Source organism: Rhizobium sp. P1_C7, from assembly GCF_056406295.1.
The window spans coordinates 339,394-355,504 of the sequence record NZ_JBFUAL010000003.1; the positions used below are offsets into that span (position 1 = coordinate 339,394).

15 protein-coding genes and 1 pseudogene are annotated in these 16,111 nt (G+C 60.7%); 9 read left to right on the plus strand and 7 right to left on the minus strand.

Going from position 1 to position 16,111, the window contains the following annotated elements:
- The first annotated feature begins 128 nt into the window (after positions 1–128).
- Positions 129–545: an organic hydroperoxide resistance protein gene (locus tag AC1D2R_RS06590; RefSeq protein WP_477965969.1), complete on the plus strand. Its 417-nt coding sequence runs from the start codon at positions 129–131 to the stop codon at positions 543–545.
- Positions 546–807: 262 nt separating this feature from the next.
- On the opposite strand, the gene AC1D2R_RS06595 is transcribed toward AC1D2R_RS06590, so the two are convergent.
- Complete coding sequence (locus tag AC1D2R_RS06595; protein WP_477966070.1) at positions 808–1,407, minus strand: TetR/AcrR family transcriptional regulator; 600 nt, start codon at positions 1,405–1,407, stop codon at positions 808–810.
- Positions 1,408–1,581: 174 nt separating this feature from the next.
- Between AC1D2R_RS06595 and AC1D2R_RS06600 the strand changes: the two genes are divergently transcribed.
- Positions 1,582–3,168 carry an ABC-F family ATP-binding cassette domain-containing protein gene (locus AC1D2R_RS06600; protein WP_477965971.1) on the plus strand — a complete coding sequence of 529 codons (1,587 nt, stop codon included), beginning with the start codon at positions 1,582–1,584 and terminating at the stop codon, positions 3,166–3,168.
- A 34-nt stretch (positions 3,169–3,202) separates the two neighbouring features.
- Here AC1D2R_RS06600 and AC1D2R_RS06605 read toward each other — a convergent pair whose 3' ends face one another.
- From AC1D2R_RS06605 to AC1D2R_RS06620, 4 genes and pseudogenes are all read right to left on the minus strand, one after another.
- Positions 3,203–3,943: a 3-oxoacyl-ACP reductase family protein gene (locus AC1D2R_RS06605; protein ID WP_477965973.1), complete on the minus strand. Its 741-nt coding sequence runs from the start codon at positions 3,941–3,943 to the stop codon at positions 3,203–3,205.
- 28 nt (positions 3,944–3,971) lie between these two features.
- Positions 3,972–4,551 (minus strand): annotated as a pseudogene (locus AC1D2R_RS06610) (zinc-binding dehydrogenase).
- Positions 4,552–4,612: 61 nt separating this feature from the next.
- A complete protein-coding gene (locus tag AC1D2R_RS06615; protein WP_477965975.1) occupies positions 4,613–5,179 on the minus strand; it encodes a TetR/AcrR family transcriptional regulator in 567 nt (188 codons plus the stop codon).
- 166 nt (positions 5,180–5,345) lie between these two features.
- Complete coding sequence (locus AC1D2R_RS06620; RefSeq protein ID WP_477966072.1) at positions 5,346–6,038, minus strand: GntR family transcriptional regulator; 693 nt, start codon at positions 6,036–6,038, stop codon at positions 5,346–5,348.
- A 198-nt stretch (positions 6,039–6,236) separates the two neighbouring features.
- Here AC1D2R_RS06620 and AC1D2R_RS06625 point away from each other — a divergent pair, with 198 nt between their 5' ends.
- The 6 genes from AC1D2R_RS06625 (at position 6,237) to AC1D2R_RS06650 (ending at position 14,460) form a co-directional block, all read left to right on the plus strand.
- Positions 6,237–8,174, plus strand: a complete 1,938-nt coding sequence (locus AC1D2R_RS06625) for an ABC transporter substrate-binding protein (RefSeq protein WP_477965977.1) — start codon at positions 6,237–6,239, stop codon at positions 8,172–8,174.
- A 72-nt stretch (positions 8,175–8,246) separates the two neighbouring features.
- Positions 8,247–9,233 carry an ABC transporter permease gene (locus tag AC1D2R_RS06630; protein ID WP_477965979.1) on the plus strand — a complete coding sequence of 329 codons (987 nt, stop codon included), beginning with the start codon at positions 8,247–8,249 and terminating at the stop codon, positions 9,231–9,233.
- Complete coding sequence (locus AC1D2R_RS06635; RefSeq protein WP_477965981.1) at positions 9,230–10,384, plus strand: ABC transporter permease subunit; 1,155 nt, start codon at positions 9,230–9,232, stop codon at positions 10,382–10,384. The genes AC1D2R_RS06630 and AC1D2R_RS06635 overlap by 4 nt, the downstream gene beginning before the upstream one ends.
- Positions 10,381–12,081, plus strand: coding sequence for an ABC transporter ATP-binding protein (locus AC1D2R_RS06640; RefSeq protein WP_477965983.1), 1,701 nt, complete (start codon positions 10,381–10,383; stop codon positions 12,079–12,081). The genes AC1D2R_RS06635 and AC1D2R_RS06640 overlap by 4 nt, the downstream gene beginning before the upstream one ends.
- Before the next feature lie 3 nt (positions 12,082–12,084).
- Positions 12,085–13,293 (plus strand): D-mannonate dehydratase ManD, encoded by a 1,209-nt coding sequence (manD, locus tag AC1D2R_RS06645; RefSeq protein WP_477965985.1) that lies wholly within the window; start codon positions 12,085–12,087, stop codon positions 13,291–13,293.
- Between the two features lie 12 nt (positions 13,294–13,305).
- A complete protein-coding gene (locus tag AC1D2R_RS06650) occupies positions 13,306–14,460 on the plus strand; it encodes a mandelate racemase/muconate lactonizing enzyme family protein (protein ID WP_477965987.1) in 1,155 nt (384 codons plus the stop codon).
- A gap of 55 nt (positions 14,461–14,515) precedes the next feature.
- Here the strand turns inward: AC1D2R_RS06650 and AC1D2R_RS06655 are convergent, their stop codons facing one another.
- Entirely contained in the window at positions 14,516–14,779 is a 264-nt protein-coding gene (locus tag AC1D2R_RS06655; RefSeq protein ID WP_477965989.1) for a hypothetical protein, read from the minus strand.
- A 315-nt stretch (positions 14,780–15,094) separates the two neighbouring features.
- On the opposite strand from AC1D2R_RS06655, the gene AC1D2R_RS06660 reads away from it, so the two are divergent.
- Positions 15,095–15,241 carry a DUF1127 domain-containing protein gene (locus AC1D2R_RS06660; protein ID WP_477965991.1) on the plus strand — a complete coding sequence of 49 codons (147 nt, stop codon included), beginning with the start codon at positions 15,095–15,097 and terminating at the stop codon, positions 15,239–15,241.
- Positions 15,242–15,467: 226 nt separating this feature from the next.
- Here the strand turns inward: AC1D2R_RS06660 and AC1D2R_RS06665 are convergent, their stop codons facing one another.
- Positions 15,468–16,010 (minus strand): hypothetical protein, encoded by a 543-nt coding sequence (locus AC1D2R_RS06665; RefSeq protein ID WP_477965993.1) that lies wholly within the window; start codon positions 16,008–16,010, stop codon positions 15,468–15,470.
- Between the last annotated feature and the right edge of the window lie 101 nt (positions 16,011–16,111).

Consider the following 16,111-nt stretch of genomic DNA (forward strand, 5'->3'; position numbering starts at 1 on the left):
CGGCCCGCGTAAAACTACGTTTTGTTACAGTTTCGTCCATTTCGAAAACATGCCGTATACGTCAGTCGGGCAAACCACACTCCGTCAACGGATGTCGCATGGAGCGACGTAACAAGGGAGTGTTCGCGATGACGAATATCGACAAGGTTCTCTATACCGGCAAAACCCGCACAACCGGCGGCCGCGACGGATTTTCACGCAGTTCCGACGGTGAGCTCGACATCAAGCTTTCGCCTCCCGGAAGCAATCGCCCCGGCACCAATCCCGAGCAGCTTTTCGCAGCCGGATGGTCGGCCTGCTTCATCGGAGCGATGGGCAAGGCCGCGGCGGTGCGCAAGGTGCAACTGCCTCCGGATCTTTCGGTTGATGCCGAAGTCGATCTCGGGACCGCGGCGGGCGCCTATTTCCTCCAGGCGCGCCTTACGATCAATCTGCCCGGCGTGGCACCGGACCTGGCGCGCTCGATTGTGGAGGACGCTCATCAGACCTGCCCCTATTCGAAGGCCACGCGTGGCAACATTCACGTCGATCTGGTCATCGCCTGATGGACGAGATTGCCGCTGCAACGCATTGGCATTCGGCGGCAATCAACAAGTCCGGACGACGAGAAAAACGGGGCTCGACCTCAACCAAGGAGATCCTATGCGAATGATGATCCTCTGCATCCTCGGAGCGGCCGTGTTCGCCGCACCCTGCGTCTATGACGTTGCCTCGCGGGAGCCGTCGCCGTTGGCGGGGGTCCTGGCCGCGACGCGGTGACCGATGCGGGCCGACCGGGACGTGATCACGCATGGCACGGCCGGCCGCTCACTTTGCGGCCGGCCTTCCCCGCCGAGAAGCCATCGCTGCGATAAAGACATCCCAGCGCTCCTCGAACAGCCCGCGGGAGACCCCCTCGTCTGTTGCATCGGCAGGGCCAAGCCGCACGCGGTTGTTCGCGCCTTCGAGGAGATCGACCAGGATGTTGCAGATCGACGTGGGATCGCCCGGCCGAAGGGCGTGCGCTGCCTGGGCTGAAACGATGGCTTCCGTCATCGGCTCCAGTGCTGCGACTGTCCAAAGGCCGAGCTTGTCGCGGACGGACGGCGAGACGGCCGCTTCGGCGCTGACGGACAGATAGAAGGCGGCATAGTCCCGGTCCGTGCCGAAAGAGAAGTAGCTGAGTGCGACGCTGTGCAAGGCTTCGAGTGGCTGCGTCCTCTGCGCCGCTGCATCTGAAAGGACGCTGCGAAATCGACCGAGATCCCGGCAAACGACGGCTTCGAGCAGAGCCGCCTTGTTCGGATAGCGGCGATAGATCGTGTGCTTGGACATGCCGAGACCGGCCGCGATCTCCTCCAGCGACGTATTCGCAAAACCGCCGCGGGCGAATGCAGTCCGCGCGCCGTCGAGCAGGCGCATGTTCATCGCGTCCGTCTCGTCCTTGCCTGGCCTTCCGCCGGAGCGACGTCTTTCTGCTTCCAATGTCCTGGTCCACCGAGGTTGGATGTCGCAATCCATGCAGTCCGGTTGCGCTGCGTGTCGATCTTTGGTAAACGGCACGATATCGTGCTGTTTTGAAGATTTCAATAGGGTTCCGTCATGCCGTCCATCACTGTCGCAGGGCTCGCCTGGTCAAAGGCAGACGGCCAGAGCGTCTTTTCCGGTCTCGACCTGACCTTCACGGAGGAACGCGCTGGTCTTGTTGGCAGGAACGGCGTGGGCAAAACCACGCTGTTGAAGATCGTTGCGGGCGAATTGCAGCCTTCCGCTGGTTCTGTCTCTGTCAGCGGCAGTCTTGCCACGGCAAGGCAAGCCGTGCAGATCGGCGCGGGTGAGACCGTCGCCGACCTTTTCGGGGTGGCGGGCGCGCTTTCGGTACTGCGCCGGGCCGAAACCGGCCGGGCAAGCGTCGAGGAGCTTGCCGAGGCGGACTGGACGGTCGAGGAACGGATCGTGGTGGCGCTGTCTCAGGTCGGTCTCAACGCTCGTCCAGAGACCGCATTGACCTCGCTTTCCGGCGGCCAGCGGACGCGGGCTGGCCTTGCTGCCGCAATCTTCCGCGAGCCGGATTTCCTGTTGCTCGACGAGCCGACGAACAATCTCGACCGCAATGGAAGACAGGCCGTGATCGATCTTCTTGCCGGCTGGCGCAGTGGCGCAATCGTCGTCAGCCATGATCGCGAGCTTCTGGACCACATGGACGCGGTCGTCGAAATGAGCACGCTTGGGGCTCGCCGCTACGGCGGCAACTGGACCACCTACCGGGCGATCAAAGCAACGGAACTGGAAGCGGCTCAACAGGATCTGGCACACGCGCAGAAGTCGGTTGCCGAGGTCAATCGGAAGGCTCAGCTTGCGGCAGAGCGAAAGGACAGGCGAGATGCGGCCGCCGCCCGCAAGGGCGCACGGGGTGATATGCCGCGCATTCTTCTGGGATTGAGGAAGAGCAAGGCCGAAGCGAGCAAGGGGCAGGGGGTCAAGATCGCCGAGCGTCAGCGGGAGGAGGCCCTTGACGCCGTGGCGTCCGCCAGGTCCCGCGTCGAAACCCTGCGGCAGCTTTCCGTCAGCCTGCCGCCGACGGGGCTTGCCGGAGGGCGAACGGTCCTCGCCGTCGAAAACGTATCGGCGGGATATGAGCCCGAGCATCCGATCATTCGGGACATGTCTTTTTCGATCGTCGGCCCGGAGCGTGTTGCCGTTGCCGGTCAGAATGGTTCGGGCAAGACGACCCTCTTGAAGCTTATTGCCGGCGAATTGTTGCCATTGCGGGGGACTGTCTCCGTCAATGTGCCGTTCGCCATGCTGGACCAGAGCGTCGGCATTCTCGATCCCGATGCAACGATCCTCGACAATTTCATGCGGCTCAACCCGCAGGCGACGGAAAATGCGTGTCGCGCGACGCTTGCGACTTTTCTCTTCCGTGCCGATGCCGCTCTACAGCGGGCGGGCACGCTCAGCGGAGGGCAGATGCTGAGGGCGGCGCTCGCTTGCGTGCTCGGTGGAACGCAGCCTCCCGCCCTGCTGATCCTCGACGAGCCCACCAATCACCTGGACATCGCCTCGATCGAGGCGATCGAGGCGGGACTTGCTGCCTATGACGGGGCGCTCCTGGTCGCCAGCCATGACGAAACCTTCCTGGCCAATATCGGCGCGGTAGGGCGCGTGGAAATGGCAGCCGTCCGCTGATCGGGGGGCGGCCTCGCGCAGTTTGACGAGGCGATCAGAGGACGTAGCCGCCATCGATCGTGAGGCTTGCTCCGGTCATGTAACTGGCGCTGGGACTGGCGAGATAGGAGGCGAGCGCGGCGATCTCTTCCGGCCGTCCAACCCGCCTCAGGGGAATGATCTCGGTCAGTCCCGAAATCATGTCGGCGGTCATGTCTGTTTTCGTGGGACCGGGCTGGATGTTGTTCACGGTGATCCGACGCGGCGCAAGATCGAGTGCAATACCCTTCACCATTGCTGCGACGGCAGCTTTGGTCATGGCATAGACACTGCCGCCGGCCGAGCCGGTCCTGATCGCGGTGTTGCTTCCGATCGTGATGATCCGGCCGCTATCCTTCATGTCGCCCGCCGCAGCCTGGATCGCGAGAAAGACGCCACGGACGTTCACGTTTAGCGATAGGTCGAGATCTTGAATGTCGACTGCATCCAGCGTCGCCATCCGAAGAACGCCGGCATTGACGACGGCGACGTCGAGTGGACCGAAAAGTTCGACCGTCCGCCTCACCGCGGCCCGGATCTCGGCAGGATCGGCGCTGTCGGCCCGGATTGCGAGCGCCTTGCCGCCCTCCGCTTCGATTGCCGCCACCACATCGTCCGCCTTGTCCGGTCGGGACACGTAGGTCAGTGCGACGTGGAAACCATCCTCGGCCAGTCGTCTGGCAATAGCGGCGCCAATCCCGCGCGATCCTCCGAAGACGAGCGCCGTCTTCCCGTGTCCCGTCATTGAACCGTTCATGGTCTATTCCTTTTCAGTGGCGTCTTTGTCAGGGGATGAGCAGGAGCTTGCCCGTGGTGGCGCGGCTCTCCATATCCGCATGGGCCTTTGCGGCGTCGGCAAGTGGATAGATGCCGCCAATGGTCACCTTCAGTGAGCCGTCGGCGATCCAGTCGAAGAGCTGTCGGCTTCGAGCACGGAGCAGCTCGGGTGTGTGGATGTGATCGAAGAAAGTGGCATAGCCGAGCTTGATACTCTTCGGAAGGCTCATGATGTCGAGCGGTCCCGGCCCGCCGAGCACCGGCCCATACCAACAGAACGTGCCGGAACGGCGAAGGGAGGCGAGTGATCCTTGAAACGTCTCCGGCCCGGAGCCGTCGTAGACGACATCTACGCCTAGGCCGCTTGTAAGACGGATGACCGATGCGGCCCGCCCCCTCGACCCCGAGGATTTTCGGATTGGGCCAGTTGGTCGAGGCCATTCCCTGCCGCACGCCGATATCCATGAAGTTCACACCTGAAGCCGCGACCTCGACCACGACCTGACCGAGCCCAGCCGCGGGCTGCGGACGGTCGACGGCCTCCATCATGTCGGGGCCACCCACACCATTCATCACTATCGCTCTCATGACGTTGTCTTTTCTTGACTGATCATTCCAAAAATGTCCAAAAAATTTTGCGCTAGGCGGTCTAGGTGATGGCGCGCAAGGCAAGCCGGCCCAGGGATTCGAGATGTGCACGGTCCGCGCCGCCGCGCGCGGCGATCCGGATACCTGCGAAACTGGCGACCAGAAAATCGGCCGCTTCAGTCGCAGGCAGGCTTGCCAAAATATCGCCAGCTGCCTGCGCCTCGGCGATGCGATGGCGCATGGCGTCCTTGAGGCGACGGTCGGCAACCTTGTGCACGGCCACGAGCTCAGCGCGCGTCTGACCGAACTCGCAGATCGAACCGACGCCGAGGCAGGCCACTCCCGCTTCTTCAACGACGCGGTCGATCATCCGTCTGATGCCCTCCACCGCTTCAGCTTCGCGGCGAAGGGTTTCGATATGAGCATTGGTCTCTGCCGTCGAATACCGCTCGACAGCCGACTGATAGAGCTGCCACTTGTCTCCGAACGTATCGTAGAGGCTCTGCCGCCCGATCCGCATCGATTTCACAAGCATACCGGTCGATGTGCCTTCGAATCCGTGGTCTCGAAACACGTCGATGGCGGCGTCCAGTGCCTGCTCCCTGTCGAATTCTTTTGATCTCGCCATAACGAGCGATATAGGTATTCTGGAATGAATAGTCAAGAATAAGTGCAAGCGATTTGCGAGCCACTGCTCAGAAGGGCGGTGCGTTGGAAACGGCAGGGCAGGTTCGGGGCAACAGCCGTGATCGGAGTGCTTCCGTTAATGATCGCCCAATCGCTCGATCATCGTGTTAGGCGCGCGCAGTGCCGCCGTGGCGGGAAAGGCGCATATGCTCGATAATATGATGCCCCGATCCGCCGACGTGCTTGGCTATCGCCTGCGCGGCGCCCTCCGCGTCCTGAGCCTTGATGCACGCGATCAGTTCACGGTGTTCATCGACAACGTTCGACTGACGGCTGAGCGAGGTTGGGAAACGGCGGCTGATCGCCCAGAGGATCTGGCGGTGGCGCACCCACAGGTCCACGGCGTGGCGATTGTAGTGCCTGTCGTACATCAGCCGGTGGAACTGCAGGTCGAGATTGGAATGCTTCATCTCGTCGCCGAATTTAAGCGTTTCGATCTCCGTCTGAATACGCTCCAGTTCTTCGATCTCGGTCTTGGTGACGATGCCGACGAACCACCGCGTCAGGGCTGGTTCGATCAGAACCTCGATCTCGCAGATATCGCGGACGAACTCCTCATCGATCGGGCGCACACGCGCGCCTCGATTCGGCGTCATGATCACAAAACCTTCGCCCCGCAGCTGCTGCAACGCTTCGCGCACCGGGTTTGTCGATGTGCCCATGCGGCTTGCGAGCTCGGCAACTTTCAACCGCTCGTTGGCTTTCATGCGGCCGTGAATGATGTCGTCCCGAAGACGCTCGTAAATCGAGGCGCCACCGTCTTCCGTCAGTTCGTCCCTATCCAGGACCGGCTTTTGCATGCGGGCTATTGTGCTCATGATCCACTTTTAATGCACCTTTCGTGCTCTTGCCAAGAGCGAAACAATTTATTTCGTACACTCAGATTGACAAATAATGTACGATCTGAAAGTTTTCGTGCAGCACGAGCCTGGCGCCATGACGTTCGGTTCAGGCGCGGAAATCCGGCGGAGAGGGCCGGCAATCAGGAGGAGAAAAATATGGGTTACCAGCAAAAGCTGCGTGGCCTCGTCGTGTCGACGGGGCTTTTGAGTGCCGCACTCTTGGGGTCGCTGGCTCCGGTCTGGGCAGCAGATTTCAAGCAGGCGCCAATGCTCGACGAGCAGGTGAAAGCCGGAAAACTACCTGCGGTCGCTGATCGACTACCCGAGCATCCCTTCGTCGAGACGATGGTCGATGGTATCGGGAAATATGGCGGCACGCTGCGCACGACAATTCTTGCCAACGGCGACCAGTACAACCTGACCCGCACGATAGCAAACGAGCTTCTCGTGCGCTGGGATCCCGCCTGGAAGAAGGTCGTTCCGTCGCTGGCGGAAGAATTCACCGCGTCCGACGACGCAACCACCTATACGTTCAAGCTTCGCAAGGGCCTGAAGTGGAGCGATGGCCAGCCCTTCACGGCTGACGACATCATGTTCTGGTACGAAGACGTATTCATGAACGCAGCACTGTCTCCCGCGAAGAACCCGACATTCACGGTCGCCGGCAAACCGGTCAAGGTGCGCAAGATCGATGATTTGACCGTCGAGTTCAAGTTCGAGTCGCCCTATGGCCTTTTCCTTCAGCAGCTGGCTTACGGCCAGGGCCACCTGCCGGTCATCTATCCGAAACACTATCTCAGCCAGTTCCATGAGAAGTACAACAAGGATGGCATTCCCGCCCTGTTGAAGGCCAATCCGGCCGCTGGCGACTGGGTTGCGCTGTTCAATTCGAAAATCTCGCTCACGTTTCAGCCGCCCTATTGGCAGAACCTCGATCTGCCGACCATGAACCCGTGGGTCCTGACGGTGCCTTATGCCGACAGCGAACGCGTGGTCGCGACGCGCAATCCCTACTATTGGAAGGTTGATCCCGACGGCAACCAGCTGCCTTACATCGACGGTGTCACCTGGGCGAAGCTCGATGATCCGCAGCTGATGGCGCTGAAGATGACATCCGGCGAATTCGACTTCGCCTTCCGCCACATCAACAACGCCACCTTCAAGTCCGTCCTCTTTGACGGTCAGGAGACCGGCAACTATCGCTTCGTCGACGTGAAGGATCTTCCGGCGAACGACGCCGTCCTCCTCCTGAACCTCAACTCGACGGACGAGATCAAGCGGAAGCTCTTCCAGAACAAGGATTTCCGCGTCGCGCTCAGCCACGCGATCAACCGCCAGGAGATCATCGATCTCGTCTATGTCGGTCAGGGCGCCCCGGCGCAGGTGGCGACCCAGCCCGAGCACGAGCTCTTCAACGAGCGTGAGGCCACTCAATATACCGAGTTCGATCCGAAGGCGTCCAACGAGATGCTCGACAAGATCATGCCGAAGAAAGACGCCGAAGGGTTCCGCCTCGACGACAGCGGCAAGCGCTTCACCATCAACTTCATGGTGGCCGACGTGTTCGGTCTCTCTTATCCCGACGTCATGCAGATGGTGCAGAAGTACGCCAAGGACGTCGGGATCGACATCCAGCTGCGCACGACCGACCGCGCCCGGCTGAACACCATGTGGGCGGCAAACGAACAGGATGCCTATATCTGGAACTGCGTCGGCGGCCTGTCGGAAGTCTATACCGATCCGCGTTGCTACATGCCGTTCCAGAAGGCCGACATCTTCTTCGCGATGAAGTGGAGCGAGTGGTATTCGAACCACGCGACGGGTGAGGAGCCTCCGGCCGACATCAAGGCTCTGATGGCTTCCTACGACAAGGTCAACGCTGCCGTTACCGATGACGACCGCCGCGAGAAGATGAAGGAATTCCTCAATCTCTCGGCCGACAACTTCCTCAACATCGGGATTTCTCGCCCCATGCCGAAATACATGATGGTGTCGAAGAACCTGAAGAACGTCGTCAGCGGCATTCCGATCACCGGCAACCTCTGGCATCCGGCTCCGACACTGAGCCAGTGGTATTTCGACAAGGCCAACTGAGGCTCTTCCCGGGCCGGTGGGGATATGTTCCCCGCCGGCCGCCCCTTCGATCCCATCGAACGGTCAGAAATCATGCTCCGTTATATCGCCAAGCGGCTGGTGTTCGCGATCCCGACACTGTTTGCCGTCTCCATCATCGCCTTCATCATCATCCAGCTCCCGCCCGGCGACTACCTCACGACGCTCATGGCCGACTGGGCGAGCCAGGGCGGCGCCGTCGAGGAGGGCACCGTCGCTGCGATGCGCGAACGCTACGGTCTGGATCAGCCGATGTACTTCCAGTACTACAAGTGGATCGCAGGCATCATCATGCACGGCGATTTCGGTATCTCCTTCGAACTGGGCAAGCCGGTCACCGAACTCATCTGGAGCCGCCTCGGCTTCTCGCTGCTGCTGTCGTTTCTGACGCTTTGCTTCGTCTGGGCGATCGCCATCCCGATCGGCATCCTGTCCGCCGTACGTCAGTATTCGATCTCGGACTATTCGGCGACTTTCCTGGCATTCTTCTTTCTCGCCGTGCCGGATTTCCTGATGGCATTGTCGGCGATGTATGTGATGTCCGCCTATTTCGGCCAGAGCGTCGGCGGGCTGTTTTCTCCGGCCTATATCGATGCACCCTGGAGCTTCGGCAAGCTTGCCGATTTCGCCCAGCATGTCTGGTTGCCGGTCATCGTCATCGGCCTCGGTTCGCTCGCCGCTCTTGTCCGCATCATGCGCGCCAATCTGCTGGATGAGCTTTCCAAACCCTACGTGACGACCGCCCGCGCCAAGGGTATGTCGGAGTTCGAACTGCTGATCCGCTATCCGGTGCGTCTGGCGCTCAACCCGTTGATCTCTACGCTCGGCTGGATCCTCCCCGCCGTCATCTCGGGCGAGATCATTGTTTCGGTCGTCATGAGCCTGCCGACCACGGGGCCGCTGCTGCTGCGCGCGTTGCTTGCCCAGGACATGTACCTCGCCGGTTCACTCATCCTGTTGATTTCCGTGCTCACCATCATCGGCACGCTGATTTCCGACATCCTGCTCGCCATCACTGACCCGCGGATCCGGTTCCAATGACAGACATTACTCATCTCCCGCCGGAAACCGGCCCATCGTTCGATCTGCGCGGCAAGGATATTGCCGTTGCCGGCCAGTGGCAGCTCTTCTGGCTGAAATTCAAGAAACACAAGATCGCGCTCGTGAGCCTTGTGGTGATCGTGTTCATGTATCTGGTCGCGGCCTTTGCAGATTTCATCGCCCCGTTCGATCCGAACGCCACCAATGCGCGCTTCACCTATGCGCCGCCGCAGGGCATCTCGCTTCTACTGGACGGCTCGTTCCGTCCGCATGTCAATCAGCTGAAGATGACGCTGAATACGCAGTCCATGCGGCGCGAATTCACGCCGGACCCAGCCAAGCCTGTCCCTGTGGGCTTCTTGGTCCCGGCACAGCAGCCCTATCATTTGCTCGGCTTCATCCCGATGCAGACCAAACTCTTCGGGCTCACCAATCCGATGCCTGGTGACAGCCTGTATATTTTCGGTGCCGACCGCCTCGGTCGCGACATCTTCTCGCGCGTTGTCCATGGCGCCAAGATTTCGCTCTCGATCGGTCTTGTCGGCGTCTTCATGAGCCTGATCCTCGGCGTCACGATCGGCGGTATCTCGGGCTTCTTCGGCGGCTGGGCCGATATCGCCATCCAGCGCTTCATCGAGCTTCTGCGCTCCATTCCGACGATCCCGCTTTGGATGGGGCTGGCTGCCGCCATTCCCGTCGGCTGGCCCCCGCTCAGGACCTATTTCGTGATCACGCTCATCGTGTCCTTGATCGGATGGACGAGCCTGGCGCGCGAGGTGCGCGGCAAGTTCCTGTCGCTTCGCAACGAAGACTTCGTCATCGCCGCACGTCTCGACGGCATGAGTGAGATCGGCATCATCTTCCACCATCTGGTGCCATCCTTCATGAGCCACATCATCGCGACGCTGACGCTGGCGATCCCGTCAATGATCCTGGCAGAGACGGCTTTGTCCTTCCTCGGCGTCGGCCTTCAGCCGCCAATTATCTCCTGGGGGGTACTTCTCCAGGAGGCGCAGAACATTCGTGCAGTCGCCCAGGCGCCCTGGCTGCTCTTTACGCCCGCCGCGGCAATCGTCATCTCGGTCCTTTCCCTTAACTTCCTCGGCGACGGTCTCCGCGATGCCGCAGATCCCTACGAGTCGGTGTCATGAGCAAGAACAACGATACGATTCTCAAGGTCGACAACCTGAAGACCTATTTTCCGACGCGAACGGGTCTCTTCAAGGCGGTCGACGACGTCTCTTTCGAACTGAAGCGCGGCAAGACGCTCTGCGTCGTCGGCGAGTCCGGTTCTGGCAAGTCCGTCACAGCACGCTCGATCCTGCAGATCGTCGACAAGCCGGGCCGCATCGACGGCGGCTCGATCGTGCTGACGCGCGCCGATGGCTCGTCGGTCGATCTCGCCAGGCTGGATCCGCGCGGCAGGGAGGTCCGCAGCGTGCGTGGCAAGGAGATCGCCATGATCTTCCAGGAGCCGATGAGCTCGCTCTCGCCGGTCCATCGCATTGGCACGCAGATTGGCGAGGCGCTACGCATCCATTTCGGCATCCGCGGCAATGAGCAGCGTCAACGTGTTCTCGAACTGCTGCGCCAAGTGGAAATCCCGCGACCGGAGACAGCCATCGATCGCTATACGTTCGAATTCTCGGGCGGGATGCGCCAGCGCGTGATGATCGCCATGGCGCTTGCCTGCAATCCGCAGGTTCTGATTGCCGACGAACCGACGACGGCGCTCGACGTGACGACCCAGGCCGAGATCCTCGACCTCATCAAGCGGCTCCAGCAAAGCCACGGCATGGCGGTGCTGTTCATCACCCATGACATGGGGGTCGTGGCCGAAATCGCCGACGAAGTCCTCGTCATGTATCGCGGCAAGGTGATGGAGCGCGGGTCCGTCGACCAGATCTTCCATGCACCGCAGGACGACTATACACGCGGATTGATCGGCTCGGTCGTCAAACTCGAGAAGAAGGCCGAAGTCCGGCTGTCACGGCCGCAAATTCCGGCCGACGCTCCGCCGCTGCTGGAGGTGAGGAACCTCTCGCTGACCTTCCCTTCGGGCCTCAAGGCCGTCGACGACGTGTCGCTGATCGTCCGTCCTGGCGAGACGCTCGGGATCGTCGGCGAATCCGGCTCCGGCAAGACGACGATGGGGCGCTGCCTGCTGCGTATCTACGATCCGCAGTCCGGCGCCATGGACTACCGTCGTGCGGACGGCAGCACTGTCGATCTTTGCACGAGCAACAACACGACGCTGAAAGGTGTCCGTCGCGATATCCGCATGATCTTTCAGGATCCGGTCGGCTCGCTCAGCCCGCGCAAGACCGTTGGCCAGATCATTGCCGAACCCTTGAAACTCGCCGGCATGAAAGGCGGGGAGCTGGAGGACCGCATCGCCGAGCTCATGCAGCAGGTCGGCCTCGAACCGGCCTGGCGAGAGCGTTACCCGCACGCCTTTTCCGGTGGCCAGCGCCAGCGCATCGGTATTGCCCGCGCGATCGCGGTGAAGCCGAGACTGATTGTCGCCGACGAGGCGACGTCTGCGCTCGACGTCTCCCTGCGCTCGCAGATGCTGGACCTGATGATGAAGCTGCAGGACGAGCTCGGCCTCTCCTATGTCTTCATCTCTCACGACATGTCGGTCATCCGCTACATGTGCGATCGGGTCGCCGTCATGTACCGCGGCAAGATTGTCGAGGCGGGCGAGACCGACCAGGTCGTCAACAATCCGGCGCACGACTATACCCGCGCGCTGCTCTCCGCCATTCCCCATCCCGACCCCCGCGATCGGCGCATCCACAACCGGTTCCGCTACGACCCTGCACCAAAAGCTTCAGCCAACGGATAAGTCATGAAAATTACCGACGTCAAAATCATTGTCTGCTCTCCCGGGCGCAATTTCGTTACCGTCAAGATCTTCACCGACGGGGGCTTGACCGGTGTTGGCGACGCGACCCTGAACGGCCGCGAGAAGGCAGTCGTCGCCTATCTCCAGGATCATCTGGCCCCGCTGCTGATCGGGCGCGATCCGAGCCGCATCGAAGATATCTGGCAGTATTTCTACAAGGGTGCCTACTGGCGTCGTGGTCCGGTGACGATGGCGGCCATTGCTGGCATCGACACGGCGCTCTGGGATATCAAGGCAAAAGCCGCCAACATGCCGCTCTATCAGCTGCTCGGTGGCGCAAGCCGCGAGAAGGTGCTCTGCTACACTCACGCGCAAGGCACCGATATCGCCGAAGCGGTGGAAGCGGTCGGCAAGTGCATCGAGCAGGGCTACAAGGCGATCCGTGTCCAGGTTGGTATTCCCGGCCTGCCTGATGTCTACGGCACGGGCAAAAAGTCCGTCACGAACAATGCCGATGACGATGCCGTTCCGCACGAGGAAACCTGGTCGACCTCCAAATACCTGCGTTACATCCCCGAACTCTTCAAGGCGGTGCGCGAGGCCCACGGCTGGGATATCGAGCTCTTGCACGATAGTCATCATCGCCTGACCCCGATCGAGGCTGCCAGGCTTGGCAAGGATCTCGAATTCGCCCGTCTCTTCTGGCTGGAAGACACGGTGGCTGCCGAGTACCAGGAAGGGTTCCGGCTGATCCGCAAGCACACGACGACGCCGCTTGCCGTCGGCGAGGTGTTCAACACAATCTGGGATGCGCGGCTGCTCATGGAAGAGCAGCTCATCGACTATATCCGCACGACGACTGTGCATGCCGGCGGCGTGACGGCGCAACGGCGGATCATGGATTTCGCCAGCGTATACAACGTTCGGACCGCCTGCCACGGCGCCATGGACATGTCGCCGATCTGCCTCGGTGCAAACCTGCATCTCGATCTCTGGGTTCCGAACTTCGGCATCCAGGAGTATTCCGGGTACCTGCCGGAAATCCTCGAAGTCTTCCCGAGCGCATGGAGTCTGTCGGACGGCTATCTTCACCCGGGGGAAGCGGTCGGCCACGGTGTCGATATCGACGAAAAACTTGCGGAGAAATATCCGTACCAGCGCGCCTATCTGCCGGTGAACCGTCTTGAAGACGGCACCCTGTGGCACTGGTGATCGGGGGACACCATGAAGATTACAGCCATCAAGAGTTATGCCGTCAAGGTCGGCATCCGCAATCAGCTTCTCGTCAAGGTCGAGACGGACGAGGGCATCTTCGGTTGGGGCGAGAGTGGTCTATCCGGCCGCGAAAAGGCAGTCGTCGGAGCGCTCGAGCACTATGCGGAATTCCTTCGCGGCCGAGATCCTTTCAAAACTGGCGCGTTGTGGCAGGAAATGTACCGCAGCCAGTATTTCGAGGGCGGCCGTGTGCTCCAGGCGGCGATCTCGGCGATCGATATTGCGCTCTACGATATCAAGGGAAAGGCGCTCGGTGTTCCGGTCTATGAGCTGCTTGGCGGAAAGCAGCGCGATCGGATACCAACCTTCGCAACAACCTTTGCCGAACCCGGCCCGGCGATGATCGAGCAGGCGCAGATGCTGGTCGAGCACGGCTGGACCGCAATGCGGCTATCTCCGGCAGGCCATGAAAACAAGGATATCTACGAACCGCGGGAGCACATCGCCACCACTGCCAAATGGTGTGTCAAGGCCCGCGAGGCGCTCGGCGACGACATCGTGCTCGGCATCGACTATCACCATCGGCTGACGGTCGCGGAAGCCGCAAGCTTTTGCCAGAAGATGCCGTCCGGCACGCTTGATTTCCTCGAGGAGCCGATCCGTGACGAGTCCCCTGGTTCCTACGAAGCGTTGCGCCGCATGACGGATATTCCTTTCGCGATCGGCGAGGAATTCGCCTCGAAATGGCAGTTTCAGCCATACATCGAGCGAGATATCCATCAGTTTAACCGGCTCGATGTGTGCAATGTCGGCGGCCTGACGGAATCGATGAAAGTGGCGAGCTGGAGCGAAACGCACTACGTCGACATGATGCCGCACAACCCGCTCGGCCCCGTCTGCACGGCCGCAACGGTTCACTTTTCTGCCGCCGTGCCGAATTTTTCGTGGCTTGAAACCCGCGCCAGCCCCGCAGAGACCCATCTCGGCTTTGACAACTCCGAGTTCTTCCCCGTCCAGCCGAAGCTCGAGGGCGCATATTATCCGGTGTCGGATGCGCCCGGCCTCGGAATAGAAGTCAACGAGGAGCTGGTTGCCCGCCAAAGCTTCGAATTCTGGGAGGCACCGCATCTCAAACGGCGCGACGGTTCGGTAACGAACTGGTGAGGAAACAGCGGCCTTAAGCCCGCGTCGTCACGGTCGCGACGACGCGGGCTTCTGCTTACGATGCCATTGCCGTTGGTTCGGGTGGTCTCGCAGCAGCCCACCCATGAAACGGCCTGGCCGTTTCCTCACGCGCCATCGCCGCCAGAAGATCGTCCTTGGATCCACATCCAGCCTGGAAAAGGTCAAACAATCTGGACGCCATTGAGCAGCCCTCCACGCTATTCGGATCGGTCTTTGTCAGGCGGCACCACTCAGACAGTGCCTCGAAGACGACGGTGACGTCGTCATTCAATAAAATTGCGCGAAATAGATCACTCATGATCGCTCCTCCGTTCGGGCAGAAGCGCGTGACTCCCAAGCGGTCGCAGCCTTCAATATTCGCAACCGATAGAGAACCTGTACGCGCTCGTCGGCGTTGTCGCTATTAAGTTTGACATGTGCCGCAAACGTGAGGCCGGCAGGGATGCCGCGACACGGTGGAGTGACCGCGCAAAGTCATGCAGCTGGTGCATAGGTGGCTTGATGTCTTGCCACTGTCAGTCAACGCAGCGAGGAGCTATAAGAAGGTCATCGAAGCAAACAAAGCGCCAAGGACTGGCAGCTCTGCCTCGAAAGCCCAGGAAAGGGGATTATCATGAACGTAGCACGCTCTTTCAACAATTGGCGCAAGTACCGTCAGACGGTCTCCGAACTTGGCCGCATGAGCTCACGTGAACTGCAGGATCTGGGCATCGACCGCTCGGAAATCCACAGCGTGGCACGCGCAGCTATTGCTCGATAACGCAAGCTAGCCACCGTTTTGTATTCTAAAAACGCCTGCCGGTACTACCCGGTAGGCGTTTTTTTGCGTCGTGGCATAGAGCCAGTCAATCCTGCATCACGATGAAGGCGAGAGCTTCCCGCTCGTGACATGGCGTGTGCTTGGGTTGCACAGGTATGCATAGTATTTAGGCGAGAACCGCAGCTTATCGCAATGAAGGGTTGGAGACCGCATTACGCGGTGTCGGTCAGTTTTCAAGCTGTTGTGCCGCGACGGCACTGACAACCACCTGGTCTGCGCCCTTCGGATAGAGCGGAAGAGTAAGAGTGATCGCCAGCTCCCGTCCGCCGACCTTTGCGGTATAGGCCTTGTGGACGCTGTCCTGGCCGCGCGTTTCTCCGGCCGGCCGGGCAGCGGTAAGCTCTTTCAGCTGCAACTCGAAGGCTTCCGCGTCGATCTCGGTGAAGGCCACCGTGCAGCCTTCGACTGCGTTCCCGCCGACGGTCGACTTGGAGACGACGACTGCTTCGAACGCATCTCCGTTCTCGCTATTGCCGACGATCCAGCCCTCCAGGGCGACGGGGTTTTCGACGGGCGTCAGGCTGACGGCCATATCTGTTGCAAGCGGCGTCCAGCTTCGATCCTTCGCAACGACTGCCGTCCGCTCGAAATAGGGTCCCGGCGACAGGCAGTGCTGTTGAAATATGTTGATCGGGGGCGCTGCCTGCGCCGCAATGCAGGGGCCGGCGAGAAAAGCAGCGGCGACCGCTGCGGAAAGAATTCGTCTCATAGGAACTGACCCAATGTTCGAGCACATAGGCTAGCGTAGCCGAACACTTCGTCAATTCTTCGTCAGTCAACATCGATTCTGGTCCGTCGCCCGATCTCCCG